Genomic DNA, 25,401 nt, shown 5'->3' with positions numbered 1-25,401 from the left:
CCCGCGGACGACAAGAAGAAGGGTGGTGCATGATGTGCCGGCACGATCATGCGGCCCCCGCCCCCCAAGCCCAGGAGAACGATTCGAGTGCTTCACGACATCGACACCCGCGACCATTGGATCGAGGCCTGCGGCGCCCGCCTGTATGCACGTGAATGGTCGCCCCGCGGCTTGCCGCCCCCGCCGGGCCGCGATCGTACCCCGATCGTGCTGCTGCACGATTCGCTCGGCAGCGTGGAGCTGTGGCGGGATTTCCCCGCGGTGCTGTGTGCCGGCACCGGCCGGCGGGTGCTGGCCTACGACCGCCTCGGCTTCGGCCGCTCGGATGCGTGTTCGGGCAAGCTCCCACTGGACTTCATCGCGGCCGAGGCGGAGACGGGCTTCGCGGCGCTGCTGCGGCAGCTGGAGATCGGCCGTTTCATCCTGTTCGGCCACAGCGTCGGCGGCGGCATGGCGGTGAATTGCGCCGCGCGCCATGCCGATGATTGTGCGGCGCTCATTACCGAGTCGGCCCAGGCTTTCGTCGAGGATCGGACCGTCGCCGGCATCGAGGAAGCCCGCGAGCTGTTCAAGGACCCGGCGCAGCGCGAACGGCTGGCGAAATACCATGGCGACAAGGCGGAGTGGGTGCTGGATGCCTGGATCGGCACCTGGCTGAGCCCCGCGTTCGCGTCCTGGTCCTTGAGGCCGGTGCTGCCTCGGGTCGAGTGTCCGCTGCTCGCCATTCATGGCGCGGAGGATGAATACGGCAGTCCGTGCCATCCGGAGCTGATCGGCGAACTTGCCGGCGGTCCGGCACGTGTCGAGATCATGCCCGGCATACGGCATGTGCCTCACCGTGAATGCCCGGAGCAGGTGTTCAAACTGGTTTCGCGTTTTCTCGACGGCGTCGCCTGAAGGCGGCTTTCAACAATCCTGTACGTTCCCGAGGTTCCTCGCATGAGCAACTCCCTCCAGTCAGCAGTCGACGAAGTCATCAACAGCCGCTATTCCTGCCGCGCCTTCCTGCCGCGCGCCGTACCTCGGGAGACGATTGCCGAGATCCTCGCCGTGGCTTCGCGTGCGCCGTCCGGCACCAACATCCAGCCGTGGAAGGTCTGGGTCCTGACCGGGGAAACCAAGGCCAGGGTGTCCGACAAGATACTCGCCGTGTTCGACGATCCCGGCGAGGCCGCCACCCACGTCGAACCCTATATCTATTACCCCAGGGAGTGGGTGTCGCCCTACGTCGAGCGCCGCCGCCAGGTCGGCAGGCAGCTTTACAGCCTGTTGAACATCCAGAAAGGCGATGCGCAGCGCATGCACGAGCAGTTCGCCCGCAACTACAAGTTCTTCGATGCGCCGGTCGGCCTGATCTTCAGCGTCAACAGCATCATGGAGCAGGGCTCGTGGCTCGACAGCGGAATGCTGCTGCAGAACGTCATGCTGGCGGCAAAGGCGCGCGGGCTGGACACCTGCCCCCAGGTCGCACCGATCCAGTTCCATCGCATCATCAAGCAGGAACTCGGCATTCCCGACGGCGAAGTCCTGATCTGCGCGATGTCGATGGGGCATGCCGATCCGGATGCGCCGGAGAACGCCTTGCGCACGGAACGCATGGCGCTCGACGAGTGGGTCAGCTTCCGCGACTGAGGGGATGCCGGGCGCTCAGGTGGGCCAAGGCGACTGCCCGGTGCCGGTTTCGTCCGCCGGCGGGAGATGGGATGCCAGCCAGTCGCTGGCGGCCTGCGCGGCGTGCCGCTGCCGGTCGTGCTCGCCGGCAGCCGGCAGCGCCAGCCAGTCGCGCTCGCCCTGGAGCAGTGCGTAGGCGGATGCCAGCATCGGCGCATCCGGGCTTTCCGGCGCGACGACGAAGCGTGCCGGCGTGCGGACGGCACGCAGCGGGGCTGCGCCGGCGAGGTCGGGCCGTCCGCCGAGGCAGGTGATCGAGGTGAAGCTTTCCGGTGCGTTGACCGCCGCGCGGATCGCTGCGGCGCACCCGGTGCCGTCAGCGACGAGACCGAGCGGAAGGCGGTCGAGCAATGGCTGGTGGATGGCCCAATCCACCGCTGCGAGGATGCGTTCGGTGAGGCGCGGAATGTTGAAAGCGGCATCGGCATCGTGCAGCGCTTCGTCGCCGGTCAGCAGTTCGACCGTCATCGTCGCGAAGCCGGCGGCCTGCAGCGCCGGCTCCAGCGGCCCGGGTGCGCCGTCGAGCGGAGACTGGTCCAGCGAGCGGCCCGATGAATGGATGCGCAGCGCCAGCGCCCGCACGTCCGGCGCGTGGGCGAGCGTGCCGGCCAGCCAGTCGCCGTGCGCCGGGATGCTGAGCGGAGTGTGGCGCAGCTTCACGATGCGGGCTTCCCGTCGTCGGTGCGCCAGGTGCTGACGCCGTAGCGTGCCGCCATCAGTCCGTCCACCGGGCGTTCGAGCGGAATGCCGGCTTTCTCCTTGAGCGCGGCGAGGAACAGCTCCGGCCGTGGCAACTGGGCCCACATGTGCGGCAGCAGCGTGACGCCGCGGCAGCCGGCAAACAGCATCACGCCATCCTGCTGCGGGCGCAATTGGCGAAGCAGGCCGGCCTCGTCGGCAAAATCGATGAACTCCGGTTCGTCCAGCAGCGAGACCTCGATTTCCGACTGTGCGAATGCCGCCGCATCGAGCACCGGGAAGCGGGGATCCTGGCAGGCGGCGATCGCGTTGGCGATCACGTCGGCCGCCAGCGAGCGGGTGCGCCGCATGCTGCCGACGCTGCCGCGCAGTTCGCCCGCTACCGTCAGGGTGACGAAGGTGGCGCCACGTTCGGCGAGCGCGGGGTGGCCGTCGGGTGAGGGCGCGGGGCCGAGTCCGAGGTGGTGGGCGATGGCCTCGCGCGCCAGGCGCAGGAGTCGTGGGCCGACATCGGTGTCGGGCATGGCTTCGATCAGGGGCGGGGCGAGCGGCATGGCAGGAAAGGAGATGCGCGGATGGCGGGCCTCCGAATCATACCCCCAGGCCTCGCAGAATACGGCCCCGCGCCGTCAGGCGCGGTTAGAATGCGCGCCATGCAAAACACACAAGCCCGCCCCCGGGCCCGCCATTTCGCCATCGTGCCTGCCGCGGGCAGCGGCTCGCGCATGGGCGTTGCGCGGCCCAAGCAGTATCTGCCGCTGCTGGGCCGTCCGCTGATCCACCACGCCTTGTCGGTGCTGTGCGCTTCGCCCGACATCGACAAGGTCTTCGTCGTGCTGTCGGTGGATGATGCCGAGTGGTCGCGGCACGACTGGTCGGTGCTGGGCGGCAAGCTCGTGCCGCTGTTCTGCGGCGGTGCGACGCGTGCGGACAGCGTGCTCGGCGGCCTGCGTGCGATCTCGAAGGAGGCCGCGGCATCCGACTGGGTGCTGGTCCATGATGCTGCGCGGCCCTGCCTGGCGGCATGGCACATCGACAAGCTGGTGCGAGAACTGGCGCACGACGAAGTCGGTGGGCTGCTGGCGGTGCCGGTGGCCGACACGCTGAAACGGGCCGACGACCACCGCCACGTCGCCGCCACCGTGCCGCGCGACAGCCTGTGGCAGGCGCAGACGCCGCAGATGTTCCGCTACGTGATGCTGCGCCGGGCGCTGGAAGCGGCGTCCGACGTCACCGACGAGGCCAGCGCGATCGAAGCTGCCGGCCTGCGCCCCCGCCTGGTTCAGGGCGATGCCACCAATCTGAAAGTCACCTATCCGCTCGATCTGCACCTGGCCGAGTGGATTCTGCAGAACCGCGAAGGAGCCAGGCAATGAGCGTTCCGTTCCGCATCGGCCAGGGTTTCGACGTCCACGCCTTGGTGCCCGGCCGGCCGTTGATCATCGGCGGCGTGACGATTCCCTTCCCGCGCGGCCTGCTCGGCCATTCCGATGCCGACGTGCTGCTGCACGCCGTCACCGACGCCTTGCTGGGGGCGGCCGGCCTGGGCGACATCGGCAGGCTGTTTCCCGATACCGATCCACGGCATGCCGGTGCCGACAGCCGCGTGCTGCTGCGCGAAGCCTTCGCCCGCGTGCGTGCGGCGGGTTGGCAGGTGGTCAACATCGACGCCACCATCATCTGCGCCGCGCCGAAGATCATGCCCCATGCGCCGGCGATGGTCGCCAACATCGCCGCCGACCTCGACATGGACGCGAGCGCGATCAACATCAAGGGCAAGACCACCGAGAAGCTCGGCTTCGCCGGACGTGGAGAGGGGATCGCGACCCAGGTCGTGGCCTTGCTGGGGCGTGCAGAAGGACAGGCTGAAACCCGCGCCTGATTCCTTGGCCGAGTTGGCCGTCTCCGGGCTGAGCGGATGTAAACGGCTGCGGGGCCGCGTGTCTGGCACGCTGGCCCCGCGCTCTGCGTAACGGCGCCAGGCATCGCGCGCCTTGCGCCGTCGAGCCTCCTGGACGGAGGCTATCGGAAATGAATCGGAATGGTTCAGATCGAATCGAGTGGGATGTCGTATCCGCTCAAATGAATCCTCCTCCGAAAACGCCGTTCCTGCGGCATTACAGATAGATCGCCGAAGCGAGCCGCTGGCTCAGTTCCGGCTCGGTCGTCTTGGTGTAGTCCTTTTCGAAGCGGTCGCTGATCAATTGCGCCGTCGGGCCGTCGATCACGGTATTGAGTATGCCCATGAAAGCCGGCGGCGCGACCAGGATGGCGCGCTTGAAGGCGTTCGCCGCCCGCCCTTGGTACAGGGCCTGGGCAATCTCCTGGGCGAAGACCCTGGCTTCGTGCTGCTTCGGGAGTGTCTGTGGCTGCATCGATCCGCCACCGCCGTTGGCACCCATCGCGCCCGAGCGGTCGGTGACGAGTTCAGAGTTCTTCTGCCTGCTTTCCGGGTGGATCAGTTCCTTGACCAGCGTGAGCCCCTTGTTGGGGCCGAGATTCGCATACAGCTTCGCCAGGCTGGCGTTGGCAACCAAAATCCAGGTTATTGCCATGAGACGACCTCCGTTGCGTGAAAAGGATAGCGTACCGTGCCATGCACCAATGGGGTGCCGATGGAGCGGCACTCGTTCAGCTTAGTCACTCGTTTCGATCCTGCCAAATTCATTTCGTATCGCAGTATGGAAACGTGTTCCGATGAGCGGATCGCATCCCGCAAAGCACCGCCGGCCGTCCATGAAACCTTGCCTCGGGGCAGGCCTAGAAAATTCCCATCGCCAATCCCGACGCCATCGCTTCGCCGAGCTCTTCGGCGGCGTTCAGATGCCCGGCGGTGATTTCCTTGCGCGCGATCAGCGCTTCGGCGACCTGCTTCCAGCCGTAGCCGTTGGCGATGCGCCCGATCTCGCGCACCGCGCCGGTGCCGTCGTTGCCGGCGCTGACGAAGACGGCGTAGGGCAGGCCGACGAGCTTGCCTTCGCAGGGGTAGTAGGTACGGTCGAAGAAGTCCTTCAGCGCGCCGGACATGGTGCCGAAGTTCTCGGGCGTGCCGAGCAGCAGGCCGTCGCAGGCCAGCAGATCGTCGGTGCCGGCGTCGAAGGCGCGCATCAGCCGGGTGTCGACGCCATCGACGCGCCCGGCGCCGCGCAACACCGCTTCGGCCAGCATGCCGGTGTTGCCCGACTGGGTGTGATGCACGATCAGCAGGCGCTTGGCTGGTGCCATCCGCGTCCTCTCAGCAGGGCTTCCCGCTGGGCGGGGTCGACGCCATAGAACAGGGCGAGTTGAGCGTATACCTGCGGGAAGCGCTGCTGCAGCACATGGGGCGCCTCGAAGAACACTTCGGAAACGACGGCGAAGAACTCGCCCGGGTGCTCCGCACCATAGGGGTCGATGTCGGTTTCCGCGCCGCGGTCCACTTCGCCGCAGAAATCCTCGTAGGCCTGGCTGAAGGCCGCTGCCCAGGCCTGCCGGGACATGCCGGGCCGCAGCCGCGGCAGGCCGTCGACGCCGCCGTTCTCCATGTCGAGCTTGTGGGCGAACTCGTGGATCACGACATTGACGCCTGCCGGCTGCCCTTCGCCGCCGAACCAGGACAGCAGCACCGGCCCGCCTTCCCAGGCTTCGCCCAGCACCTCGTCCTCGTATTCGTGCAGCACGCCGGCCTCGTCGTACTCGCGCCGGGGAATGAGGAAATCGCCCGGATAGACGATCACGCCGACCCAGTCGCGGTAGGCCTGCAGGCCGATGTTCAGTACCGGCAGGCAGGCCTGCAGCGCGATGCAGAGCAGGATGTCGTCGTTCAGTTCGAGTCCGTTGGCGCCGTGAAACTGCTTGCCGGCGAGAAATTCCAGCGCCATCCGGCGCAGGCGGGGCCGGTCGTCCGGGTCGAGGTAATCGAGGAAGGGCAGCCAGGCCTCGACTCGCGCCCACTGGCTGTCGGGAACCGAAGTCGGCGGGGTGGCCAGGCCGAGCCAGCGGCGGATGCGTTCGAACATGGGATCAGCTCGAGGATTTGCGCGTGGTCAGGAAAATGCCGGCGAACACCAGCGCGATGCCGGCGAAGTGGTACCACTGCGGCCGCTCGTCGAGGAAGATCGCCGCAAGGATGGTTGCGAACACCGGCATCAGGTGGATGAAGAGCGAGCCGCGCGCCGGCCCCACCGCAGCGACGCCGGCGTTGTAGAACACGTAGCCGAGAAAGCCGGGGAAGATGCCGGTGTAGAGGATGCCGCCGAGCGATGCCAGGTTGAGGTTGATGTGCCGGCCTTCGGACAGCTCCCAGGCATAGGCCGGCGCCAGCGCGAGCAGGCCGACCACGGTGAAGGCGGCCAGCATCAGCATCGGATCGACGCCGGCAGGGCGCTTCTGCAGGCCGACGGTGTACAGCCCCCACACCGTCACCGAAGCCAGCATCCACAGGTCGCCGGTGTTGAGGCTGAGCCCCAGCAGGGTTTCCAGGCTGCCGCGGCTGACGATCGCAAGCACGCCGAGCAGAGACGTCGCGACGCCGGCCGTCTCGGCGCGGCTCAGGCGTCTGCCGAAGAACAGGAAACCGAAGGCAATGGTGGCGATCGGGATGAAGGAGTTCAGCAGCGTGGCGCTGGTCGCGGTGGTGTGCTGCAGGGCGAGATAGGCAAACGTGTTGTAGCAGCCGACACTCAGCAGGCCGAGCACGACGACGACCGGCCAGGCCGCGCGCAGCCTGGCCCATTGCCCGCGCAGGTGCGGCAGCGCGAACGGCGCGACCAGGGCGAGGGCGATCACCCAGCGCCAGAAGGCGAGCGCGAGCGGCGGCACGTCGGCACGGATGCCACGGCCCATCACCATGTTGCCCGACCAGAACAGGGCGGTGAGCGTGAGCAGGAGGTAAGGATTGGCATTGAGACGCTGCATCGATGCTTCGGCCTGGAGTCGTTTCGGGAGCGGCGCTCGATCGTGGCGGGCGCCGCAGGCCGGGGATGATCGCACAGCACGGATGCAGCTGCGAAGCGCATGCCCGCCGCCGGCCCGACCCGCCTGCACCGGCATGCCGCATTTCCATACATTTTCCGCGGCCTGGCGACAGGTTCGAAAAACCCGCCGGTATGGGATAATCCGCCGCCATGGTTTCCGTCACTCACGCCATCTCCCAGGGCGACACCGCCCCCCCGGTCGACATGCTCGCTGCCGGCCTGACGGCCGGAGAACGCGACAGGATCGAGTCCGCGCTCGAATGGATCTCCGATCTGTACGAAGGCAAGGTGCTCGGCACCGGCGAGCCGGCCTGGACGCATGCGATCGGCACTGCGCTGATCGCGGCCTCGCTGAGGCTGGACGCGGACACGCGCATCGCCGCGCTGCTGTTCGCGGTGTGGGACGAAGTGGACGACCCGGCCGAAGAGATCGAGTCGCGCTTCGATGCCGACATCTGCCATCTGGTGCGCGGCCTGCACAAGCTGAACGGCCTGCGCGTGCTGACGCGCATGACGACCACCGCCACCGCGCCCGAGATCCGCGCCCAGACCGAAGTGCTGCGCAAGATGCTGCTGGCGATGGTCGAGGACATCCGCGTGGTGCTGGTGCGGCTGGCGTCGCGCACCCAGACGCTGCGCTTCTACACCGACCTGCCGGGCGACGCGCGGGTGGATGTGGCGCGCGAGAGCCTGGACATCTATGCACCGCTGGCCAACCGGCTGGGCATCTGGCAGCTCAAGTGGGAGCTGGAGGATCTTTCCTTCCGCTTCATCGAGCCGGAAACCTACAAGCGCATCGCCAAGATGCTCGACGAGCGCCGGGTGGAGCGCGAGCAGTTCATCCAGGACGCGATCGAGCGCCTCAGGGCCGAACTGGCGGCAGTCGGCATCAAGGCCGAGATCACCGGCCGCGCCAAGCACATCTACAGCATCTACAACAAGATGCGCAAGAAGCGGCTCGACTTCTCGCAGGTGTTCGACATCCGTGCGCTGCGCGTGCTGGTCGACGAGGTCAAGGACTGCTACACGGTGCTCGGCTTCGTGCATCAGATCTGGCAGCCGATCGCCAAGGAATTCGACGACTACATCACCAAGCCCAAGGGCAACAACTACCAGTCGCTGCATACCGCGGTGCTGGCGGGCGACGGCCGTGCGCTGGAGGTGCAGATCCGCACCCACGACATGCACAAGCATGCCGAACTCGGCGTGGCGGCGCACTGGCGTTACAAGGAAGGCTCGCAGTCCGGCTCCGACTACGACGAAAAGATCGCGCTGCTGCGCAACCTGCTGTCCTGGCGCGACGAAGTCACCGATTCCGCGCAGTGGATGGAGCAGTTCAAGCGTGCCTCGCTGGACGACATGCTGTACGTGTTGACGCCGCAGGGCAAGGTGGTGGACCTGCCGCGCGGTTCGACGCCGATCGATTTCGCCTACCGCCTGCATACCGACCTCGGCCACCACTGCCGCGGCGCCAAGATCGACGGCCATCTGGTGCCGCTGAACACGCCGCTGGAAAACGGCCAGACGGTCGAGATCGTCACGGTCAAGGAGGGTGGTCCTTCGCGCGACTGGCTGGATGCACGCCAGCACTACGTCAACACTTCGCGCGCGCGCAACAAGATCAAGCAGTACTTTGCCCAGCTCGACGAGGAAGACCTGCTCGCGCGCGGCCGCAGCTTCGTCGCGCGCGAGATGCAGCGCGACGGCCACAGCCAGGCCAACCTCGACGGCCTCGCCGAGCGTCTCGGTTTCAAGAACGCCGAGGCGCTCTTCCTCGCCGCCGGCCGTGGCGAAGTGGGGCCGCGCTCGGTGCAGGTGGCGCTGCGCGAAGGCAGCGCGCCAGCGCCGGAAGCGCCGGCCGAGCCGGATTTCGTCGTCAGCCGCAGCCGCTCGGGCGACAATTCCGACAAGATCCTGATCGTCGGCGTCGGCAAGCTGATGACTTCGCTGTCGCGTTGCTGCAAGCCGGCGCCGCCTGATGCGATCGAAGGTTTCGTCACGCGCGGACGCGGCATCTCGATCCACCGTGTCGATTGCCAGGATTTCCAGTTGCTGGCGAGAAAGCACCCCGAGCGCGTGATCTCGGCGGAATGGGGTGGGCTGGCGACCGACAGCAAGACGGCGCTGTACCAGGTCGACATCACCGTGCAGGCAATGGACCGCCAGGGCCTGCTGCGCGACATCTCCGAAGTGCTGTCGCGCGAGAAGCTGAACGTGATCGCGGTGAATACGCTGACCAAGAAGGGCACGGCCTACATGCGCTTCACGATGGAGGTCAACGGCATCAAGCAGGTCCAGCGTGCGATCACGTTGATCCGCGAGGTGTCCGGCGTGATCGACGCGCAGCGCAAGTGAGGCGCCGCTACCGGAAGCGTTGACGCCGGGCCGGTGGGGCGAACGGGGGCGATGCAGCCCCCGATGCCTTTCGTGCCGCCCGCTCAACTGCTGGCGGCAAGCTCCTTCAGCAGGATCAGCTGCGCGGCGCGGCGCGTGCCGCGCGGATTCCGGCGGCGGTAGCGGCCATCCGAATGCATTTCCCAGGCCTGGCAGTTGTCGCCGAGGTAGGGGCGCAGGCCTTCCTTCATCACGCGCCGCTTCAGCTTCGGATCGAGCACCGGGAAGGCGATCTCGATGCGGCGGAAGAAGTTGCGCTCCATCCAGTCGGCGCTGGACAGGAACATCAGGTCGTCGCCGTCGGCATGGAAATGGAAGATGCGGTGGTGCTCCAGGAAGCGGCCGACGACCGAGCGCACCCGGATGTTGTCCGACAGGCCGGACACGCCCGGCTTGAGCGCGCAGGGGCCGCGCACGATCAGGTCGATCTCGACGCCGGCCTGCGAGGCTTCGTACAGCGCCTCGATGGTTTCCGGCTCGAGCAGCGCGTTCATCTTGGCGATGATGCGGCCGCGGCGGCCTTCGCGGGCGATCTCCGCTTCACGCTTGATCGCCTCGACGACCTTGGGCTGCAGCGTGAACGGCGCCTGCCACAGGTGGCGCAGTTCGCTGGCAGTGCCCAGGCCGGTCAATTGCTTGAACACGGTGGCGACGTCCTCGCCGATTTCCTCGTTGGCGGTCAGCAGGCCGAAGTCGGTGTAGAAGCGCGTGGTGCGCGGATGATAGTTGCCGGTGCCCAGATGCACGTACCGGCGCAGGCCGTCTTCCTCGCGCCGTACCACCATCAGCAGCTTGGCGTGGGTCTTGTAGCCGAACACGCCGTACACCACATGCGCGCCGACTTCTTCCAGGCGGTTGGCCCAGCTGATGTTCGCTTCCTCGTCGAAGCGCGCCATCAGTTCCAGCACCACGGTCACTTCCTTGCCTTTCTGCGCTGCGCGCACCAGGTGCTCCATCAGCACCGAGTCGGTGCCGGTGCGGTACACCGTCATCTTGATCGCGAGCACCAGCGGGTCGTCCGCCGCCGCGCGCAGCAGGTCGATGACCGGCGCAAAGCTCTGGAAGGGGTGGTGCAGCAGCACGTCGTGATTGCGCAGCACGGCGAAGATCTGCCGCCGCTTGTCCAGCGGCTTGGGGATGCCCGGCACGAAGGGCGGGTACTTGAGGTCGGGGCGCTCCACCCAGTCGGGCACCTGCATCAGGCGCACCAGGTTGACGATGCCCGGCGTGCGGTAGAGGTCGTCCGGCTCCAGATGGAAATGCTGCAGCAGGAAGGCGGCCATTTCCTTCGAGCAGCTGTCGGCGACTTCCAGCCGCACGGCGTCGCCGTAATGGCGCTGCTGCAGTTCGCCCTTCAGCGACACCCTCAGGTCCTTGACCTCTTCCTCGTCGACGAACAGGTCCGAATTGCGCGTGACGCGGAACTGGTAGCAGCCGAGCACGTTCATGCCCGAGAACAGTTCGCCGACATGCGAATGCAGCACCGAGGACAGGAACACGAAAGTGTATTCCTGCGCGCAGATCTCGCGCGGCAGCCGGATGACGCGGGGCAGCGCCCGCGGCGCCTGGACGATGGCGGCGCCGGAATCGCGGCCGAAGGCGTCGCGCCCCTCCAGCTCGACGGCGAAGTTCAGGCTCTTGTTCAGCACGCGCGGGAAAGGGTGCGCGGGGTCGAGCCCGATCGGCGTCAGCACCGGCATCACTTCGTCCATGAAGTAGTCGCGAATCCACTTCAACTGGGTTTCGGACCATTCGCTGCGGCGCAGGAAGACCACGCCCTCCTTTTCCAGCGCGGGGAGGATGTCGTCGTTGAGCAGTTCGTACTGGTCCGAGATGATGTCATGCACCTCGTCGCTGACCCGTTCGAGCAGATCGCGCGGCGAGATGCCGTCGTGGCCGGTCTTGCGGCTGCCGAGGTGGATCTGCTCCTTGATGCCGGAGACGCGGATCTCGAAGAACTCGTCGAGGTTGCTCGAGACGATGCACAGGAAGCGCAGGCGTTCGAGCAGCGGCACCGTCGGGTCGGCAGCCTGTGCGAGCACGCGGCGCTGGAAGCGCAGCAGGGACAGCTCGCGGTTGATGAAATGGTCGGTGGGGTAGCTGCGATCGTTCTTCGGGGCGTACATGGCGGTCCGGGTTCGCGGATGAAGGTTCGTCTCGATTATGTGACATATTCGTTGCAGGATCATGACAGCGGCGAGCTTCGATGATTCCGCGCAAGGAACCGCGGCGGATGTGTTCGGCAGAATATTTTTGCTGCAACGCAGCGTAGAGCCGATGCTAAAATCCGCCGATCGGCCTCGTGCCATTCGTCCGGAACTCTGATGATGCGCAACCTCATTGCAGCAATCGATCTCGGCTCCAACAGTTTTCGCCTGCAGGTCGGTCGCATCGTCAATGATCAGATCTATCCGCTCGACGGGCTGAAGGAATCGGTGCGTCTGGCCGCCGGCCTGTCTGCCGACAAGATTCTCGACCTCGATGCCCAGCAGCGCGGGGTGGCGGCACTGCAGCGCTTTCGCGAGCGCCTGCACGACTTCGACGCCGGTGCCGTGCGTGCGGTGGCCACCAACACGCTGCGCGTGGCGAAGAACTCTGCCGAGTTCCTGCTTCGCGCCGAAGCGGCGCTCGGCTTTCCGATCGAAGTCATCGCCGGCCGCGAGGAAGCCCGCCTGATCTACGTCGGCGTGGCGCACACGCTGCCCGATCCCCACAAGCAGCAACTGGTGGTCGACATCGGCGGCGGCTCCACCGAGTTCGTCATCGGCAAGAGCTTCGAGCCCTTGCTGCTCGAATCGCGCTACATGGGCTGTGTGGGCTACAGCCTGCGCTTCTTCCCGAATGGCCGCGTCGACAAGCGCAGCCTGAAGGAAGCCGAGCTCGCCGCACGGCGCGAGCTGCAGACCATCGTCGCCGCCTACCGCGAAGCGGGCTGGGAAGAGGCGGTCGGCTCCAGCGGCTCGGCCAAGGCTCTGGCCGAAATACTGGAGCAGAACGGCTTCTCGCATTCGGGGATCACCCGCGAGGGGCTGGAGCGCTTCCGGGCCGAACTGCTGCGGGCGGGGCGCATCGACGCACTCGACCTCGCCGGGCTGAAGGGCGACCGCCTGCCGGTGATTCTGGGCGGCTTCGCCATCATGAGCGCCGTGTTCAAGGAATTCGACATCGAACAGATGGTATTTTCCGAAGGCGCGTTGCGTCTGGGCGTGCTCTACGACCTGCTCGGCCGCTACCACCATCACGATCTGCGCGATGCCACGGTCAGTGCCTTCGTGCGCCGCTACAACGTCGATCTGCGCCAGGCCCAGCAGGTCGCGGATACCGCCTGCCATCTGCTGAACCAGGTCGAGCCGGCGATGGCCGATCCGGAGAACCTCGACCGGCGCTTTCTGAGCTGGGCGGCATTGCTGCACGAGATCGGCATTTCCGTCGCCCATTCGAGCTACCACAAGCACAGCGCCTACATCGTCGCCAACGCCGACATGCCGGGCTTCTCGCGCATGGATCAGGGACGCCTGTCGCGCCTGGTGCTGTCGCATCGCGGCAAGCTCGAGCGGGTGGCGTCGATCGATCCGAACAGTGTCGACTGGCTGTTGATCGCCTGTCTGCGGCTGGCCGTGGTCATCCATCGCGCCCGCGATGCGCGCGGCACGCCGCCGATCGTGCTGCGGCGCGAAGGGCGCGGCTTCAGCGTCAACACACCGCCGGGCTGGCTGCAGAAGCTGCCGCTGACGGCTGCTGCGCTGGACGAGGAGCAGCGGCAATGGAGCGCGCTCGGCAGAGGGCTCTATATTCGCTCGCCCAGCGCGCGCGGAGCAGAGGTCTGAACGGGGCGGAGCGTCCGCGCCGAGGGAACTGGCTGCCGGCTCCGCGAAGCAGTACCATGTACGGCAGTTGACGTTACCGTCAACCTGATCCAAACAGCTGCGGCCGGCGAGGTGCACGGATCGCACGCCCCGAATCGATCGTCCAAGGAGACCTCATGAGCGCCGTTCCCGTTTCCAGTTCCGAGCCGATGCTGCTGCGTCATGACGATGGCGGCGTCACCACGCTGACGCTGAATCGCCCGAACCAGTTCAATTCGCTGTCCTTCGAGATGCTCGAGACGCTGATCGAGGCGGTGGACGAAATCGCCCGCGACGACAGCGTGCGCGTGGTCGTGCTGGCGGGCGAAGGCAAGGCCTTTTGCGCCGGGCACGATCTGAAGGAAATGCGCGGCAACTACAGCAAGGACTTCCAGCAGCGGCTGTTCCGCCTGTGCGGCAAGTTCATGATGAAGCTGACCGAGCTGCCGCAGCCGGTCATCGCACGCGTCCATGGCATCGCCACCGCGGCGGGTTGCCAACTGGTGTCGATGTGCGACCTCGCGGTCGCGGCGGACGTCTCCCGCTTCGCGGTGTCCGGCATCAACGTCGGCCTGTTCTGCGCCACGCCGGGTGTCGGCCTGTCGCGCAACATGGGCCGCAAGGAGGCGTTCGAGATGCTGGTCACCGGCGATTTCATCGATGCCCACGAGGCGCAGCGCCGCGGGCTGGTGAACCGCGTGGTGCCGCTCGAACAGCTCGATGAAGAAGTTGCCCGGCTGGCAGCCGCCATCGTCGCCAAGTCGCCGGTCGCGATCCGCATGGGCAAGCAGATGTTCTACAAGCAGCTCGAAATGGGCCTGGAAGCCGCTTACCAGATGGCGGCCGAAACCATGGCCTGCAACGCCATGTGCGAGGACGCGGCCGAAGGCATGGACGCCTTTGCCGCCAAGCGCAAGCCGGTGTGGAAAGGGCGCTGAACCTCTCCGGGCGGCGGCCGGGCAGGACCGCCGCAATGGCAGCATGCTGATCGATACCCACATCCACCTCGATGCCGCCGAGTTCGATGCCGATCGCGGGCAGGTCATCGATGCCGCCCGGGCCAAGGGCGTTGCCGGCTTTGTCGTGCCGGCGGTCGAACGGGCCAACTTCGATGCCGTGCGGGGCATCGCCGCGGAGAATGCCGATATAGGCTTCGCGCTCGGCATTCATCCGATGTACGTGATGCCGGCGCGGATGGACGACGTCGACGTGCTCGACGAATACCTCGGCGAAGGCGGGGCGGTGGCGGTGGGCGAAATCGGCTTGGATCATTTTGTTCCCGGCATCGATCACGAACGGCAGCTCGGATTCTTCGTCGCGCAGCTCAAGCTCGCGCGGCGCCACGGGCTTCCGGTGATTCTCCATGTGCGCCGCGCGATCGACCCCATTCTGAAGCAGTTGCGCCGCATCGGCGTGCCGGGTGGCATCGCCCATGCCTTCAACGGCAGCAGACAGCAGGCGGACGCCCTGATCGGCCTGGGCTTCAAGCTGGGCTTCGGCGGCACGATGAGCTTCAGCGGTTCGACGCGCATCCGCGAACTCGCTGCCGCACTGCCGCTGGGCGCGATCGTGCTAGAGACCGACGCCCCCGACATTCCGCCGGAATGGGCGAGGGGGCGGCGCAACGAACCGGCGAATCTGTTGCGCTATGCGTCGATTCTCGCCGAATTGCGCAGTGCCACGGTCGAGGAGATCATCGCGGCGACCGGGCGAAACGCGATCGAAGTCCTGCGCTGGCGTCCTGGTGAAACACCCGGTCAGGCAGCCGGCGACTGAAGTCCGGCCGGCTCAGGTGTAGCCGCCAGCGTGGCCATGGCTCCGGATCGTGCGATCAGATCGGCGATGTCGCGCTTGAGGCGCAGTATGTCGCTGTCGAATTTCTCGTAGATCATCAGCGATACGCCGAACACGTAGGCGTAGAGCAGCATGCAGCGGCTCGAGGCCTCTTCCATCGGCACGCCGCAAGCCAGGAAGAGATCGCGCGCGCAGCGCAGGCGGACGTCGTCCACTTCGGCGACGATCGCCGCAGCTTCGGCATCGCGGCGGGCCCAGTCGCGCACCGCGAGTTCGATCATCATGCCGCGGCGATTGCGGCTTGCGCTGTACACATCGATGACGTGGTAGATCTGGGCAAGCTCCTTGCCCGGCTGTACCCGGGTCTGCTTGATGATGTCGCAGATCCGGCCTTCCTTCCAGTGCTGCAATATCGCCAGCAGCAGGTCGCGGCGGTCGTTGAAGTGCCAGTAGAAACTGCCTTTGGTGACCTTGAGACGCTTGGCGAGCACTTCGACCCGCAGGCCGGCGATTCCTTCTTCGGCCATGACCTCGATGGCGGCGTTGACCCAGCTCTGGCGATCGAGTTGGATGCGTGGCTTCTTTGCTGTTTTTTCCATATGGAATAGTATTGACGATTCTTTGCCCATACGCTACCGTATGTAGAGATGGAATGGGCTGCGAAGCTGGCTTCCAGTCCGGCACGCGTGTCATGTCCGCGGAGCAGTGACATAATCATCCACCCCGGTTGCAATCGCCGGAAAATATTCTGACCAATGAAAGGAGCGCGGCAGAGTGAAGATTCTCGTACCCGTGAAACGCGTTGTCGACTACAACGTGAAGGTTCGCGTCAAGGCTGACGGCAGCGGCGTGGATATTGCGAACGTCAAGATGAGCATGAACCCGTTCGACGAGATCGCGGTGGAAGAGGCGGTGCGCCTGAAGGAAGCGGGCGTGGCCACCGAGGTGGTGGCGGTGAGCTGCGGGGTGGGGGCGTGCCAGGAGACGCTGCGCGCGGCGCTGGCGATCGGCGCGGACCGCGCGATCCTGGTCGAGACCGATGCCGAGCTGCAGCCGCTGGCGGTGGCCAAGCTGCTGAAGGCGGTGGCCGACCGTGAGCAGCCGGCGCTGGTGATCGGCGGCAAGCAGGCGATCGACGACGACGCCAACCAGACCGGGCAGATGCTGGCGGCGCTGGCGGGCTGGGCGCAGGCGACGTTCGCCTCGAAGCTGGTGATCGCCGATGGCAAGGCGCAGGTCACGCGCGAGATCGACGGCGGTCTGGAGACGCTGTCGATCGTGCTGCCGGCGGTGGTCACCACCGACCTGCGGCTGAACGAGCCGCGCTACGCGACGCTGCCCAACATCATGAAGGCGAAGAAGAAGCCGCTCGACACGGTCAAGCCCGCAGAGCTGGGCGTGGATGTGGCGCCGCGGCTGCAGACGCTGAAAGTGGCCGAGCCGCCCAAGCGCAGCGCGGGCGAGCGGGTGGCCGACGTCGCCCAGCTGGTCGACAAACTCAAGAACGTTGCCAAGGTGATCTGAACATGAGCATTCTCGTCATTGCCGAACACGACAACCAATCGCTCAAGGCCGCCACGCTCAACACGGTGACGGCGGCAACCAAGCTGGGCGGCGACATCCACGTGCTGGTGGCCGGTGCCGGCTGCGGCGCGGCGGCCGAGGCGGCGGCGAAGATCGCCGGCGTGGCCAAGGTGCTGGTGAGCGACGCGCCGCACTACGAAGCGCAGACGGCCGAGAACGTGGCCGAGCTGGTCAAGGGCCTCGCCCCGAACTACAGTCACGTGCTGGCGCCGGCGACGCCGAACGGCAAGAACATGCTGCCGCGGGTGGCGGCGCTGCTGGACGTGGCGCAGATCAGCGACATCGTCGCCATCGAAAGCGCCGACACCTTCGTGCGCCCGATCTACGCCGGCAACGCGCTGGCCACGGTCAAGAGCGCCGATGCGATCAAGGTCATCACGGTGCGCACCACCGCCTTCGATGCGGCCGCAGAAGGCGGCGCCGCGCCGATCGAAGCGCTGGCCGCGGGTGCCGACCTGGGCGTGGCGGCGCTGGCCGGCCGCGAGCTGACCAAGAGCGAGCGCCCTGAACTGGGCGCGGCCAAGGTCATCGTCTCGGGTGGCCGGGGCGTGGGCAGCGGGGAGAACTACCACACGCTGCTTGAGCCGCTGGCGGACAAGCTGGGCGCGGCACTGGGCGCGAGCCGTGCGGCGGTCGATGCGGGCTTCGTGCCCAACGATTACCAGGTGGGCCAGACGGGCAAGATCGTTGCGCCGCAGCTGTACATCGCGGTGGGCATCTCGGGGGCGATCCAGCACCTGGCGGGGATGAAGGACTCGAAGGTGATCGTGGCGATCAACAAGGACCCGGAGGCGCCGATCTTCCAGGTGGCCGATTACGGCCTGGTGGGCGATCTGTTCGAGGTCGTGCCGGAACTGACCGCGGCGCTCTGAGTCCGGTCGGCAGCGGACGGCGTCGGCATGAACCTCGCAAGTTCGCTGTTTCCGGCGACCTGGCACTGGGGCATGCTGGTGCTGTCCGTGTTCATCCTGTCGAAGTTGCTGGTGCGTGCGCCATGGCGACGCCTGCAGAACGGCTCGCAGCTCAATCTGCTGCTGGGTTTCATCGTCGGACTGATGCTGCTGTGGAGCATGCGCGCGGGCGTGAAGCCCGGCCTGAGCCTGCACATGCTCGGTGCGATGGCGGCAACCCTGGTTCTCGGCCCCTGGCTGGGCTTGCTGGCGCTGGCCGGAGCGCTGACGGGAATCACCTTGAACGGGGCGGTGGAGTGGAGCGCATGGCCGATCAATTTCATCCTGATGGCGGCGATTCCGGTGGCCGTGGCGCACCTGATCCAGCGCGCCATAGAACGCTGGCTTCCAGCCCATTTCTTCATCTTCATCTTCGTCACCGGCTTCGCCGGGGCTGCACTGACCGTCATGTTCCAGGGCTTGACCGCATCGGCGGCGCTGGTCGCGGCAGGCGCATACCCTGCCGACTACCTGCTGACGGAATACCTGCCTTATTTTCTACTCCTCGGTTTTGCCGAGGCCTGGATCAGCGGCGCGGTCGTGACGCTGCTGGTGGTCTACCGGCCGGACTGGGTAGCCGGCTTCGATGACAATCGCTACCTGATCAACAAGTGATTCCAACAATCTGAGGGAGATATCGAATCCATGAGCATTTACAACGCCCCGATTCGCGACATGCAGTTCGCGATGCGCGAGCTTGCCGGTCTCGACGAAGTCGCGCAGCTGCCCGGCAATGAAGAAGTCTCGATCGACCTGGTCGATGCCATCCTCGAAGAAGCCGACAAGTTCGCCAGCGGCGTGCTCGCGCCGCTGAACCGGGTCGGTGATCAGGAAGGCGCCAAGTGGAAGGACGGCGAAGTGCTCACCGCGCCGGGCTGGAAACATGCCTACGGCCAGTTCTGTGAATCCGGCTGGACAGCGGTCGCCTGCGACCCCCGGTACGGCGGCCAGGGGCTGCCCAAGCTGCTGTCCACCGCCGTCATGGAAATGTGGAAATCGGCCAACATGGCTTTCTCGCTGTGCCCGATGTTGACCACCGGCGCCATCGAGGCACTGATGCTGCGCGGCACGGACGAGCAGAAGGACATGTACCTGCCGAAGATGGTTTCCGGCGAATGGACCGGCACCATGAACCTGACCGAACCCCAGGCCGGTTCGGATCTGGCTGCGGTTCGCACCAAGGCCGAACCGCAGGGTGATGGCACCTACAAGATCTTCGGCCAGAAGATCTTCATCACCTACGGCGAGCACGACATGACCGACAACATCGTCCATCTGGTGCTCGCCCGCCTGCCGGACGCGCCCGAAGGGGTGAAGGGCATTTCGCTGTTCGTCGTGCCCAAGTTCCTGGTCAATGCCGATGGCAGCCTCGGTGCGCGCAACGACGTGCATTGCGTGTCGATCGAACACAAGCTCGGCATCCATGCCAGCCCGACCGCAGTGCTCGCCTTCGGCGACAAGGGCGGGGCGATCGGTACCCTGGTGGGCGAGCCGAATCGCGGCCTGGAGTACATGTTCATCATGATGAACGAGGCCCGTTTCGCGGTCGGCATGGAAGGCCTGGCACTGTCCGAGCGCGCCTATCAGCACGCCCTGCAGTACGCCAAGGATCGCATCCAGGGAACCGAGGCGGGCGTCCGTGGCGGCCCGAAGGTCAGCATCATTCACCATGCGGACGTCCGCCGCCTGCTGATGAACATGAAGAGCAAGACCGAGGCGATGCGTGCGCTGGCCTATGTGGTCGCCGCTGCCACCGACAAGGCCCACCACCATCCGGACGAAGCGGTCCGGGCGCAGAATCAGGCTTTTGTCGATCTGATGATCCCGGTCGTCAAGGGCTGGAGCACCGAGAACTCGATCGACGTCGCTTCGGACGGCGTGCAGGTTCATGGCGGCATGGGCTTCATCGAGGAAACCGGTGCCGCCCAGCACCTGCGCGATGCCCGCATCACGACGATCTACGAGGGCACCACCGCGATTCAGGCCAATGACCTGATCGGCCGCAAGATCGCGCGCGAGAACGGCGCCACCATCGCCGCCCTGATCGAGGCGATGCGAGGAGTCCAAGCCGAACTGTCTGCCGCGGACGGTGAGGCCTTCGCCGCCATTGCCAGGTCGCTCGGTGCCGGCATCGCCGCGGTGGAAGAAGCGGTCGCCTATATCCTGGCCACTTACGGCAAGGACGTGAAGGCGGCATCGGTGGGCTCGGTTCCCTTCCTGAAGCTGCTGGGCATCGTCGCCGGTGGCTGGCAGATGGGCCGTGCGGCGCTGATCGCCAAGCGCAGGCTCGAAGCAGGCGAGGGCGAACCCGACTTCTACCAGGCCAAGATCGTCACCGCGCGCTTCTACGCCGATCACGTGCTGGCACAGGCGCCCGGCCTGGCCTACACCATCGTCAATGGCGCCACCGGGGCACTCGAACTGACGGAAGAGCAGTTCTGACCTGCATGCGGCCTTTCCCTCGAGGAAAGGCCGCAGCAACAGTCCAAAAAAGAGAGGCTGGATCGTCGTGATCCAGCCTCTCTTTTTTTCGAGGGCGGGCCGGAGCCCGCCGTGCGAAGAAGGAGAATTATTCCACCTTGGCCTTGGCGCGCAGGTCGAGCACGTGCTTCTCGATCTTCTGCTGCTGCAGGCGCTGCTGCAACTGCGGCTTGACCTCGTCGAGCGGGGGCGCCTGCGTCGTGCGCACGTCGTCGAGCTGGATGACGTGGTAGCCGAAATCGCTCTTCACCGGCGTGGGGGTGAACTTGCCTTTCTCGAGCTTGACCATGGCTTCGGAGAAGGGCTGGACGAACATCGCCGGGTTGCTCCAGCCCAGATCGCCGCCGCGGTCCCTGGAGCCGGGATCGCGCGACTCCTTCGCCACTTCCTCGAAGGGCGTGCCCGACTGCAGCTTGGCGATGATCGCCTTGGCTTCGTTTTCGGTCTCGACCAGCACGTGGCGGGGCTTGTATTCCTTGTCGCCCATGCGGCCCTTGATTGCATCGTATTCCTGCTGGACTTCAGCGTCGGTGACCGGGTTCTTCTGGACGAAGTCCTGCAGGTAGGCGCGGATCAGGATGGCCTGCTTGGCCAGTTCCATCTGGGTCTGCACTTCGGACTTCTTGGCGAGCCCTTTGCTGGTTGCCTCCTGGCTCAGGATTTCACGGCGGACCAGTTCTTCGCGCACCGCGTCCTGCAACTGGGAGCTGTCCTGTGCACCCTGGGCGCGTTGTTCGGCAAGCATCGCTTCTGCGCGCTCGGCCGGGATGGCGACGCCGTTGACCTTGGCGACCGGGGTGGCCGCAGCGGCGGGGAAAGCGAGAAAACCAGCCAGCATGGCGATGGCGAGGCGGCTCGGGAAGCGTTTCATCGGTGTTCCTTCAGGGGTGGGTTGCTTGGGTGGCCTCGTCGGCCGTCATTGCCTTGATGGCGAGCGCGTGAATGTCCTTTTTCATCATGTCGCCCAGGGCTTCGTAAATCATGCGATGGCGAGCGACCGTGCCGTGCCCGGCGAAGGCGCTGGCAACGATGCGCAAGCCATAGTGGCCGCCGCCGCTGCGTGCGCCTGCATGCCCGGCATGCAGGGCGCTGTCGTCACGGATCTCGATCTCGTCGGGCGCAAAGGCTTCGTTCAAGCGCAGCCGGATCCGCTCCGCCACGTCGGTACTCATTGGACTACCCTCCGGTCGCTGGCGCGACCACCTCCCCGCGGGAGGAGAGCGCCGCCTTCGGGCGGCCGGGCGACGGCGCTCATGGCAGAACCTTGCGGAAGGGGCGCACGCTGGTTCTCGCAAAGACGCCTTCACGCACGTAGGCGTCCTCGGCCAGCCATTTTTCCGCGCTGGCCAGCGAATCGAATTCGGCGACGACGAGACTGCCGGCAAAGCCCGCCGGCCCCGGGTCGGGCGAATCGATCGCAGGCATGGGGCCGGCGAGCAGCAGGCGGCCCTCGTCCTTCAGTGCCTGAAGGCGGGCCAGGTGTTCGGGACGTACCGCCATGCGCCGCTCCAGCGTGCCGGGCGCGTCTTCTCCGATCAGGGCGTAGAACATCAGTTTTTTTCCTCTTCGATATGGCGCGAAAGATAGAAACCCTGGCCGAGCACGAAGGCAAGCATCAGGCCCATTCCACCGAACAGCTTGAAGTTGACCCAGGCTTCCTCGCTGAAGCTGTAGGCGACGTAGAGATTGAGCAGGCCCATGCCGACGAAGAAGCCCGCCCAGGCCAGGTTCAGGCGTGTCCAGACCTCGTCGGGCAACTGTATCTGCGCCTCCAGCATCTTGCGGATCAGGTTGCGCCTGAACAGCGTGGCCGAACCGATCAGCACGGCGCCGAACAGCCAGTAGAGCGCGGTCGGCTTCCATTTGATGAAAGTGGGGTTGTGGAAGAACAGGGTTGCGCCGCCGAACACGACGATGATCGCCAGACTGACCCAGAGCATGGTGTCGACCTTGCGATGCTTGCCCCAGACGATGGCGATCTGCGCGAAGGTGGCGACGATCGCGACCGCGGTGGCGATCAGGATCGGTGCCTGCGCGACGTCGATGCCGTCTCCCAGCCATTGGGCCGCAAACGCATGGGAAGCTTCGGGCTGGGCGCCGGCAAGCTTGTAGGCGGCGAAGAAGAGGATGACCGGAAGGAGGTCGAAGAGGAATTTCATGCGGTCGAATTATAGCGATAGTGTTCAAGCCTGCCCGTTGCCAAGCGTGTCGAGCGTCACGGCGGCACTTGCGGCTCCGCTTTCGGCCCTGTTGCGCATGTGGTTCGCGAGCGAGGAGAAGGCGCTGAGCAGGCTGGCGCGCAATGCGCCGTCGGCGACCTGCTCCTCGAGCGCCTGGCGCATGCAGAGCATCCATTCATCGCGCTCCCGGATGCCGATCGAGAACGGCAGATGCCGGGCCCGCAGGAAAGGATGGCCGTAGCGCTCGACGTAGAGATTCGGCCCGCCGAGCCAGCCGGACAGGAACAGGAAAAGCTTTTCTTCCGAGCCGGAAAGATCCTCGGCATGCATCCGGCGCACAGCCCAGGCTTCGGGCAGCGTGTCCATGAGTCCATAGAAGCGCCTGACCAGCTTGCGGACGGCGGCTTCGCCACCCAGGCGCTCGTATGGCGTGGCGTTCGGCGGCAGGGCGTTATCAGTGGGCATGGGAAGGACTGTCCTCCTGTGAGCCGTGCATTCTAGCGCGCGCGCCCGGGTTTCCATCTGCCGGCAGGCACAGGATCGCTCTGAGACCGCCGCCTTCGCGGGGCAGCAGATCCAGCCGGCCGCCGTGGGAACGCATCACCCGTTCGACGATCGCCAGGCCCAGGCCGGCACCCTTGGTGTTGCTCCGGGCCTTTTCGAGCCGGGTGAAGGGGTGACGCATGCGCTCGACTTCGTCTTCGGGAATCCCCGGGCCCCGATCGGCCACTTCGATGCAGGTAAAACCATCGTGCGGCCCGACCACGATGTCGAGCCGCATGTCTTCTCCTGCATAGCGCAGGGCATTGTCGATCAGGTTGGCGAGCGCCCGGCGCAGGGACAGGGCGCGGGCACTGCATGTCAGACTTTCCGGTGTGTCGAGCTGGAGATCGATCCCCCTCAAGCGGTAAGGCTCGGCAATTTCGCGCACCAGTTGCACGACATCGACTGCTTGCGCGGGCTCCTGCGGCACGCCGCGGCCAAAGTCGAGAAACTGGCCGATGATCCGGTCCATCTCCTCGATGTCCGACACCATCGCCGTGACTTCGCTGTCCGGCGCTCCCGACATCTCGACACCCAGACGCAGGCGCGCCAGCGGCGTGCGCAGGTCATGGGACACGCCTGCCAGAATCAGCGCGCGATCCGCATCGGTGCGGGCGAGATCGCCCGTCATCTGATTGAAGGCATGGGCGACCACGGCAATTTCATGCGGACCGGACTCATCCAGCGGCGGCGGCGTCTGGCCGCTGCCGACCAGCCGGGCTGCGCGTGCCACCTGGCGCAGCGGCCTGCCCATCCACGAAGCGATCAGGTAAGCGCCGAGCATCGCGGCAAAGAGCGCACCGAGCCCCCAGACGAGCCAGTCGAGGGTGTCGGGGCTTTCGATCCGCTCGCCAGGCAGCATGACCCAGTATTCGTTGTGCTGATCATCCGGGTCGAGCCGGAAGCTCACCCAGAAGCCATCGAGCGTCTTCCAGCGTGAGGCGAAGCGCGTGTGGTTTCCCAGTTGCCGGCGCACGTCGTTGATGAGCAGCCGGTTCGGCCGCGTATCGGCCAGGGGCTCCACCTCGTCGGATGCTTCCGCCGGGTAGATGCGGATGCCTTCGAGCGCGGCAAGCTCGATCAGCAGATCGGTCCTGCGTCCTGCATCGGCATTGATCAGTGCGGTGCGGGTCAGGTTTACGACCGAGACCACCATCTGCGCCACGTCGCGCGACCGGGCAGGCTCCTGGAAATAGCTGAAGATCTGGGACCAGGCACCGAGTGCCAGGATCAGCAGCAAGGCGACGAGCAGGAAAGTCTGCCAGAGCAGGGTGCCGGGCAGACAGGCCTGCAGCAGGCGCGTCACCGGGCGCGGCCGACGACCGGGGTGCAGCTTGGCGGACATGCCGCGCTTACTCGCTGGCGGCTGCCTTGCCTTCACCCGATTCGTTCTTGACATCCTCCGGCACGAACACGTAGCCGAAACCCCATACCGTCTGGATGAAGCGGGGCTTGGCCGGGTCTTCCTCGACGAGCTTGCGCAGGCGGGAGATCTGCACGTCGATCGCCCGGTCGAAGACGCCGTATTCGCGCCCTCTGGCCAGTTCCATCAGCTTGTCCCGCGACAAGGGCTGGCGCGGATGCTGCAGCAGCACCTTGAGCAGTGAGAATTCGCCGGTGGTCAGCTGGATCTCCTCGCCGTTGCGCTCTAGCAGACGAGTGCCCAGATTGACGCTGACGTTGCCGAAAGCGACGATCTCGTCTTCGGCGGTCGGCGCGCCGGGCAGGGTGTGCGGCTGCCGCCGCATCACGGCCTGGATGCGGGCGACGAGTTCGCGCGGATTGAACGGCTTGGCGATGTAGTCGTCGGCCCCCATCTCCAGACCGACGATGCGATCCACGTCGTCACCCTTGGCGGTGAGCATGATGATCGGCAGATTGTTTTCTGCCGCACGAAGCCGGCGGCAGATAGCCAGTCCGTCCTCGCCGGGCAGCATCAGGTCGAGCACCATCAGGTCGAAGTGCTCGCGATGCAATGCACGATCCATCATCGGGGCGTCGCTCACGGCCTTGACCGCGAAACCTTGCTCCTGAAGATAGCGGGACAGCAGTTCACGCAGACGAGCGTCGTCGTCCACCAACAGTACGCGATAGCGGGTTTTCAGGTTCATGGAGCCAATCCTATCCTTCAAAGCGAGAGCTTGCCAGTGCTGGAGAAAGGCCGGTGCCGGCGGGCCGGTAACGCTTCGTAAGAGCGTGGCAAACAGGCAACACCGTTTTACAAAGCATCATCGGTACCGATGCGCAGGACTGTCGCAAAACGTGGATTTACCGTATGTTCGAGTCCATGATCGATGCGCAGTGC

At 65.9% G+C, this 25,401-nt stretch carries 27 protein-coding genes; 12 read left to right on the top strand and 15 right to left on the bottom strand.

Translation table 11 applies throughout. The features are described 5' to 3' along the window. Positions 1 to 87 precede the first annotated feature (87 nt). Entirely contained in the window at positions 88 to 897 is an 810-nt protein-coding gene (locus tag ACNQFN_RS13005) for an alpha/beta fold hydrolase (RefSeq protein ID WP_418646702.1), read from the top strand. 42 nt (positions 898 to 939) lie between these two features. Continuing rightward, complete coding sequence (locus ACNQFN_RS13000; RefSeq protein ID WP_068639388.1) at positions 940 to 1,632, top strand: nitroreductase; 693 nt, start codon at positions 940 to 942, stop codon at positions 1,630 to 1,632. Between the two features lie 15 nt (positions 1,633 to 1,647). Here ACNQFN_RS13000 and ACNQFN_RS12995 read toward each other — a convergent pair whose 3' ends face one another. Together ACNQFN_RS12995 and amrA are read right to left on the bottom strand one after the other, a co-directional pair. After that, the gene (locus ACNQFN_RS12995; RefSeq protein ID WP_068639387.1) at positions 1,648 to 2,331 is read right to left on the bottom strand and encodes a phosphoribosyltransferase; all 684 of its coding nucleotides are present in this window, start codon (positions 2,329 to 2,331) and stop codon (positions 1,648 to 1,650) included. Then, entirely contained in the window at positions 2,328 to 2,894 is a 567-nt protein-coding gene (amrA, locus tag ACNQFN_RS12990; protein WP_068639392.1) for an AmmeMemoRadiSam system protein A, read from the bottom strand. Before amrA ends, ACNQFN_RS12995 begins: the two co-directional genes overlap by 4 nt. Positions 2,895 to 3,014: 120 nt before the next feature. On the opposite strand from amrA, the gene ispD reads away from it, so the two are divergent. Both ispD and ispF read left to right on the top strand, forming a co-directional pair. After that, positions 3,015 to 3,746, top strand: coding sequence for a 2-C-methyl-D-erythritol 4-phosphate cytidylyltransferase (gene ispD / locus ACNQFN_RS12985; protein ID WP_068639386.1), 732 nt, complete (start codon positions 3,015 to 3,017; stop codon positions 3,744 to 3,746). Then, entirely contained in the window at positions 3,743 to 4,252 is a 510-nt protein-coding gene (gene ispF / locus ACNQFN_RS12980) for a 2-C-methyl-D-erythritol 2,4-cyclodiphosphate synthase (RefSeq protein WP_068639385.1), read from the top strand. The genes ispD and ispF overlap by 4 nt, the downstream gene beginning before the upstream one ends. Positions 4,253 to 4,487: 235 nt before the next feature. On the opposite strand, the gene ACNQFN_RS12975 is transcribed toward ispF, so the two are convergent. The 4 genes from ACNQFN_RS12975 to ACNQFN_RS12960 form a co-directional block, all read right to left on the bottom strand. Next, a complete protein-coding gene (locus ACNQFN_RS12975; RefSeq protein WP_068639384.1) occupies positions 4,488 to 4,925 on the bottom strand; it encodes a host attachment protein in 438 nt (145 codons plus the stop codon). 205 nt (positions 4,926 to 5,130) lie between these two features. Next, on the bottom strand, positions 5,131 to 5,595 hold the full coding sequence (locus ACNQFN_RS12970) for a flavodoxin family protein (protein WP_418646701.1): 465 nt from the start codon (positions 5,593 to 5,595) through the stop codon (positions 5,131 to 5,133). Continuing rightward, positions 5,571 to 6,368, bottom strand: coding sequence for a zinc-dependent peptidase (locus ACNQFN_RS12965; RefSeq protein ID WP_068639382.1), 798 nt, complete (start codon positions 6,366 to 6,368; stop codon positions 5,571 to 5,573). The genes ACNQFN_RS12970 and ACNQFN_RS12965 overlap by 25 nt, the downstream gene beginning before the upstream one ends. A 4-nt stretch (positions 6,369 to 6,372) precedes the next feature. Further along, complete coding sequence (locus ACNQFN_RS12960; protein ID WP_068639381.1) at positions 6,373 to 7,266, bottom strand: DMT family transporter; 894 nt, start codon at positions 7,264 to 7,266, stop codon at positions 6,373 to 6,375. 209 nt (positions 7,267 to 7,475) lie between these two features. On the opposite strand from ACNQFN_RS12960, the gene ACNQFN_RS12955 reads away from it, so the two are divergent. Then, positions 7,476 to 9,680, top strand: a complete 2,205-nt coding sequence (locus ACNQFN_RS12955; protein ID WP_068639380.1) for a RelA/SpoT family protein — start codon at positions 7,476 to 7,478, stop codon at positions 9,678 to 9,680. A gap of 83 nt (positions 9,681 to 9,763) precedes the next feature. Here ACNQFN_RS12955 and ppk1 read toward each other — a convergent pair whose 3' ends face one another. Beyond that, complete coding sequence (gene ppk1 / locus ACNQFN_RS12950) at positions 9,764 to 11,845, bottom strand: polyphosphate kinase 1 (protein WP_418646700.1); 2,082 nt, start codon at positions 11,843 to 11,845, stop codon at positions 9,764 to 9,766. 198 nt (positions 11,846 to 12,043) lie between these two features. Between ppk1 and ppx the strand changes: the two genes are divergently transcribed. From ppx to ACNQFN_RS12935, 3 genes are all read left to right on the top strand, one after another. Further along, the gene (gene ppx / locus ACNQFN_RS12945; RefSeq protein ID WP_418646699.1) at positions 12,044 to 13,546 is read left to right on the top strand and encodes an exopolyphosphatase; all 1,503 of its coding nucleotides are present in this window, start codon (positions 12,044 to 12,046) and stop codon (positions 13,544 to 13,546) included. A gap of 155 nt (positions 13,547 to 13,701) precedes the next feature. Continuing rightward, positions 13,702 to 14,502: an enoyl-CoA hydratase gene (locus ACNQFN_RS12940; protein WP_418646698.1), complete on the top strand. Its 801-nt coding sequence runs from the start codon at positions 13,702 to 13,704 to the stop codon at positions 14,500 to 14,502. Positions 14,503 to 14,545: 43 nt separating this feature from the next. Then, positions 14,546 to 15,340: a TatD family hydrolase gene (locus ACNQFN_RS12935; RefSeq protein ID WP_418646697.1), complete on the top strand. Its 795-nt coding sequence runs from the start codon at positions 14,546 to 14,548 to the stop codon at positions 15,338 to 15,340. Here the strand turns inward: ACNQFN_RS12935 and ACNQFN_RS12930 are convergent. Further along, on the bottom strand, positions 15,322 to 15,957 hold the full coding sequence (locus ACNQFN_RS12930) for a TetR/AcrR family transcriptional regulator (protein WP_418648921.1): 636 nt from the start codon (positions 15,955 to 15,957) through the stop codon (positions 15,322 to 15,324). The two genes, ACNQFN_RS12935 and ACNQFN_RS12930, sit on opposite strands and share 19 nt — an antisense overlap. Positions 15,958 to 16,132: 175 nt before the next feature. Between ACNQFN_RS12930 and ACNQFN_RS12925 the strand changes: the two genes are divergently transcribed. Genes ACNQFN_RS12925 through ACNQFN_RS12910 form a run of 4 tightly spaced genes read left to right on the top strand, consistent with a single transcriptional unit; the run spans position 16,133 to position 20,334 of the window. Then, a complete protein-coding gene (locus ACNQFN_RS12925; RefSeq protein WP_068638958.1) occupies positions 16,133 to 16,882 on the top strand; it encodes an electron transfer flavoprotein subunit beta/FixA family protein in 750 nt (249 codons plus the stop codon). Between the two features lie 2 nt (positions 16,883 to 16,884). Next, on the top strand, positions 16,885 to 17,814 hold the full coding sequence (locus tag ACNQFN_RS12920) for an electron transfer flavoprotein subunit alpha/FixB family protein (protein WP_418646696.1): 930 nt from the start codon (positions 16,885 to 16,887) through the stop codon (positions 17,812 to 17,814). 27 nt (positions 17,815 to 17,841) lie between these two features. After that, positions 17,842 to 18,507, top strand: coding sequence for an energy-coupling factor ABC transporter permease (locus ACNQFN_RS12915; RefSeq protein WP_083953658.1), 666 nt, complete (start codon positions 17,842 to 17,844; stop codon positions 18,505 to 18,507). Positions 18,508 to 18,537: 30 nt separating this feature from the next. Continuing rightward, positions 18,538 to 20,334, top strand: a complete 1,797-nt coding sequence (locus ACNQFN_RS12910; protein ID WP_068637862.1) for an acyl-CoA dehydrogenase — start codon at positions 18,538 to 18,540, stop codon at positions 20,332 to 20,334. Positions 20,335 to 20,461: 127 nt separating this feature from the next. On the opposite strand, the gene ACNQFN_RS12905 is transcribed toward ACNQFN_RS12910, so the two are convergent. The 7 genes from ACNQFN_RS12905 to ompR form a co-directional block, all read right to left on the bottom strand. Then, positions 20,462 to 21,244 (bottom strand): peptidylprolyl isomerase, encoded by a 783-nt coding sequence (locus ACNQFN_RS12905; protein ID WP_068637860.1) that lies wholly within the window; start codon positions 21,242 to 21,244, stop codon positions 20,462 to 20,464. 10 nt (positions 21,245 to 21,254) lie between these two features. After that, positions 21,255 to 21,545, bottom strand: coding sequence for a BolA family protein (locus ACNQFN_RS12900; RefSeq protein WP_068637858.1), 291 nt, complete (start codon positions 21,543 to 21,545; stop codon positions 21,255 to 21,257). Positions 21,546 to 21,624: 79 nt separating this feature from the next. Then, positions 21,625 to 21,924 (bottom strand): YciI family protein, encoded by a 300-nt coding sequence (locus ACNQFN_RS12895; RefSeq protein ID WP_418646695.1) that lies wholly within the window; start codon positions 21,922 to 21,924, stop codon positions 21,625 to 21,627. After that, entirely contained in the window at positions 21,924 to 22,532 is a 609-nt protein-coding gene (locus ACNQFN_RS12890) for a septation protein A (protein ID WP_068637854.1), read from the bottom strand. The genes ACNQFN_RS12895 and ACNQFN_RS12890 overlap by 1 nt, the downstream gene beginning before the upstream one ends. A gap of 24 nt (positions 22,533 to 22,556) precedes the next feature. Beyond that, positions 22,557 to 23,018 (bottom strand): group II truncated hemoglobin, encoded by a 462-nt coding sequence (locus ACNQFN_RS12885; RefSeq protein WP_418646694.1) that lies wholly within the window; start codon positions 23,016 to 23,018, stop codon positions 22,557 to 22,559. Beyond that, positions 23,008 to 24,441, bottom strand: a complete 1,434-nt coding sequence (locus ACNQFN_RS12880) for an ATP-binding protein (RefSeq protein ID WP_083953657.1) — start codon at positions 24,439 to 24,441, stop codon at positions 23,008 to 23,010. The genes ACNQFN_RS12885 and ACNQFN_RS12880 overlap by 11 nt, the downstream gene beginning before the upstream one ends. Positions 24,442 to 24,448: 7 nt before the next feature. Continuing rightward, positions 24,449 to 25,207, bottom strand: a complete 759-nt coding sequence (ompR, locus tag ACNQFN_RS12875; RefSeq protein WP_068637850.1) for a two-component system response regulator OmpR — start codon at positions 25,205 to 25,207, stop codon at positions 24,449 to 24,451. Between the last annotated feature and the right edge of the window lie 194 nt (positions 25,208 to 25,401).

The sequence above is a fragment of the Thauera butanivorans genome, assembly GCF_048398245.1.
Classification (GTDB): Bacteria; Pseudomonadota; Gammaproteobacteria; order Burkholderiales; family Rhodocyclaceae; genus Thauera; species Thauera butanivorans.
The sequence above is the reverse complement of the archived record's forward strand: the minus strand, read 5'-3'. Positions and strand labels throughout refer to the sequence as shown.

Bases quoted from the DNA above. Each gene is read 5' to 3' on its own strand.
- ACNQFN_RS13000 (WP_068639388.1), top strand. From the start codon at position 940: ATGAGCAACTCCCTCCAGTCAGCAGTCGACGAAGTCATCAACAGCCGC.
- amrA (WP_068639392.1), bottom strand. From the start codon at position 2,894: ATGCCCGACACCGATGTCGGCCCACGACTCCTGCGCCTGGCGCGCGAG.
- ispD (WP_068639386.1), top strand. From the start codon at position 3,015: ATGCGCGCCATGCAAAACACACAAGCCCGCCCCCGGGCCCGCCATTTC.
- ispF (WP_068639385.1), top strand. From the start codon at position 3,743: ATGAGCGTTCCGTTCCGCATCGGCCAGGGTTTCGACGTCCACGCCTTG.
- ACNQFN_RS12975 (WP_068639384.1), bottom strand. From the start codon at position 4,925: ATGGCAATAACCTGGATTTTGGTTGCCAACGCCAGCCTGGCGAAGCTG.
- ACNQFN_RS12970 (WP_418646701.1), bottom strand. From the start codon at position 5,595: ATGGCACCAGCCAAGCGCCTGCTGATCGTGCATCACACCCAGTCGGGC.
- ACNQFN_RS12965 (WP_068639382.1), bottom strand. From the start codon at position 6,368: ATGTTCGAACGCATCCGCCGCTGGCTCGGCCTGGCCACCCCGCCGACT.
- ACNQFN_RS12960 (WP_068639381.1), bottom strand. From the start codon at position 7,266: ATGCAGCGTCTCAATGCCAATCCTTACCTCCTGCTCACGCTCACCGCC.
- ACNQFN_RS12955 (WP_068639380.1), top strand. From the start codon at position 7,476: ATGGTTTCCGTCACTCACGCCATCTCCCAGGGCGACACCGCCCCCCCG.
- ppk1 (WP_418646700.1), bottom strand. From the start codon at position 11,845: ATGTACGCCCCGAAGAACGATCGCAGCTACCCCACCGACCATTTCATC.
- ppx (WP_418646699.1), top strand. From the start codon at position 12,044: ATGATGCGCAACCTCATTGCAGCAATCGATCTCGGCTCCAACAGTTTT.
- ACNQFN_RS12940 (WP_418646698.1), top strand. From the start codon at position 13,702: ATGAGCGCCGTTCCCGTTTCCAGTTCCGAGCCGATGCTGCTGCGTCAT.
- ACNQFN_RS12935 (WP_418646697.1), top strand. From the start codon at position 14,546: ATGCTGATCGATACCCACATCCACCTCGATGCCGCCGAGTTCGATGCC.
- ACNQFN_RS12930 (WP_418648921.1), bottom strand. From the start codon at position 15,957: ATGGAAAAAACAGCAAAGAAGCCACGCATCCAACTCGATCGCCAGAGC.
- ACNQFN_RS12920 (WP_418646696.1), top strand. From the start codon at position 16,885: ATGAGCATTCTCGTCATTGCCGAACACGACAACCAATCGCTCAAGGCC.
- ACNQFN_RS12915 (WP_083953658.1), top strand. From the start codon at position 17,842: ATGAACCTCGCAAGTTCGCTGTTTCCGGCGACCTGGCACTGGGGCATG.
- ACNQFN_RS12910 (WP_068637862.1), top strand. From the start codon at position 18,538: ATGAGCATTTACAACGCCCCGATTCGCGACATGCAGTTCGCGATGCGC.
- ACNQFN_RS12905 (WP_068637860.1), bottom strand. From the start codon at position 21,244: ATGAAACGCTTCCCGAGCCGCCTCGCCATCGCCATGCTGGCTGGTTTT.
- ACNQFN_RS12900 (WP_068637858.1), bottom strand. From the start codon at position 21,545: ATGAGTACCGACGTGGCGGAGCGGATCCGGCTGCGCTTGAACGAAGCC.
- ACNQFN_RS12895 (WP_418646695.1), bottom strand. From the start codon at position 21,924: ATGTTCTACGCCCTGATCGGAGAAGACGCGCCCGGCACGCTGGAGCGG.
- ACNQFN_RS12890 (WP_068637854.1), bottom strand. From the start codon at position 22,532: ATGAAATTCCTCTTCGACCTCCTTCCGGTCATCCTCTTCTTCGCCGCC.
- ACNQFN_RS12885 (WP_418646694.1), bottom strand. From the start codon at position 23,018: ATGCCCACTGATAACGCCCTGCCGCCGAACGCCACGCCATACGAGCGC.
- ACNQFN_RS12880 (WP_083953657.1), bottom strand. From the start codon at position 24,441: ATGTCCGCCAAGCTGCACCCCGGTCGTCGGCCGCGCCCGGTGACGCGC.
- ompR (WP_068637850.1), bottom strand. From the start codon at position 25,207: ATGAACCTGAAAACCCGCTATCGCGTACTGTTGGTGGACGACGACGCT.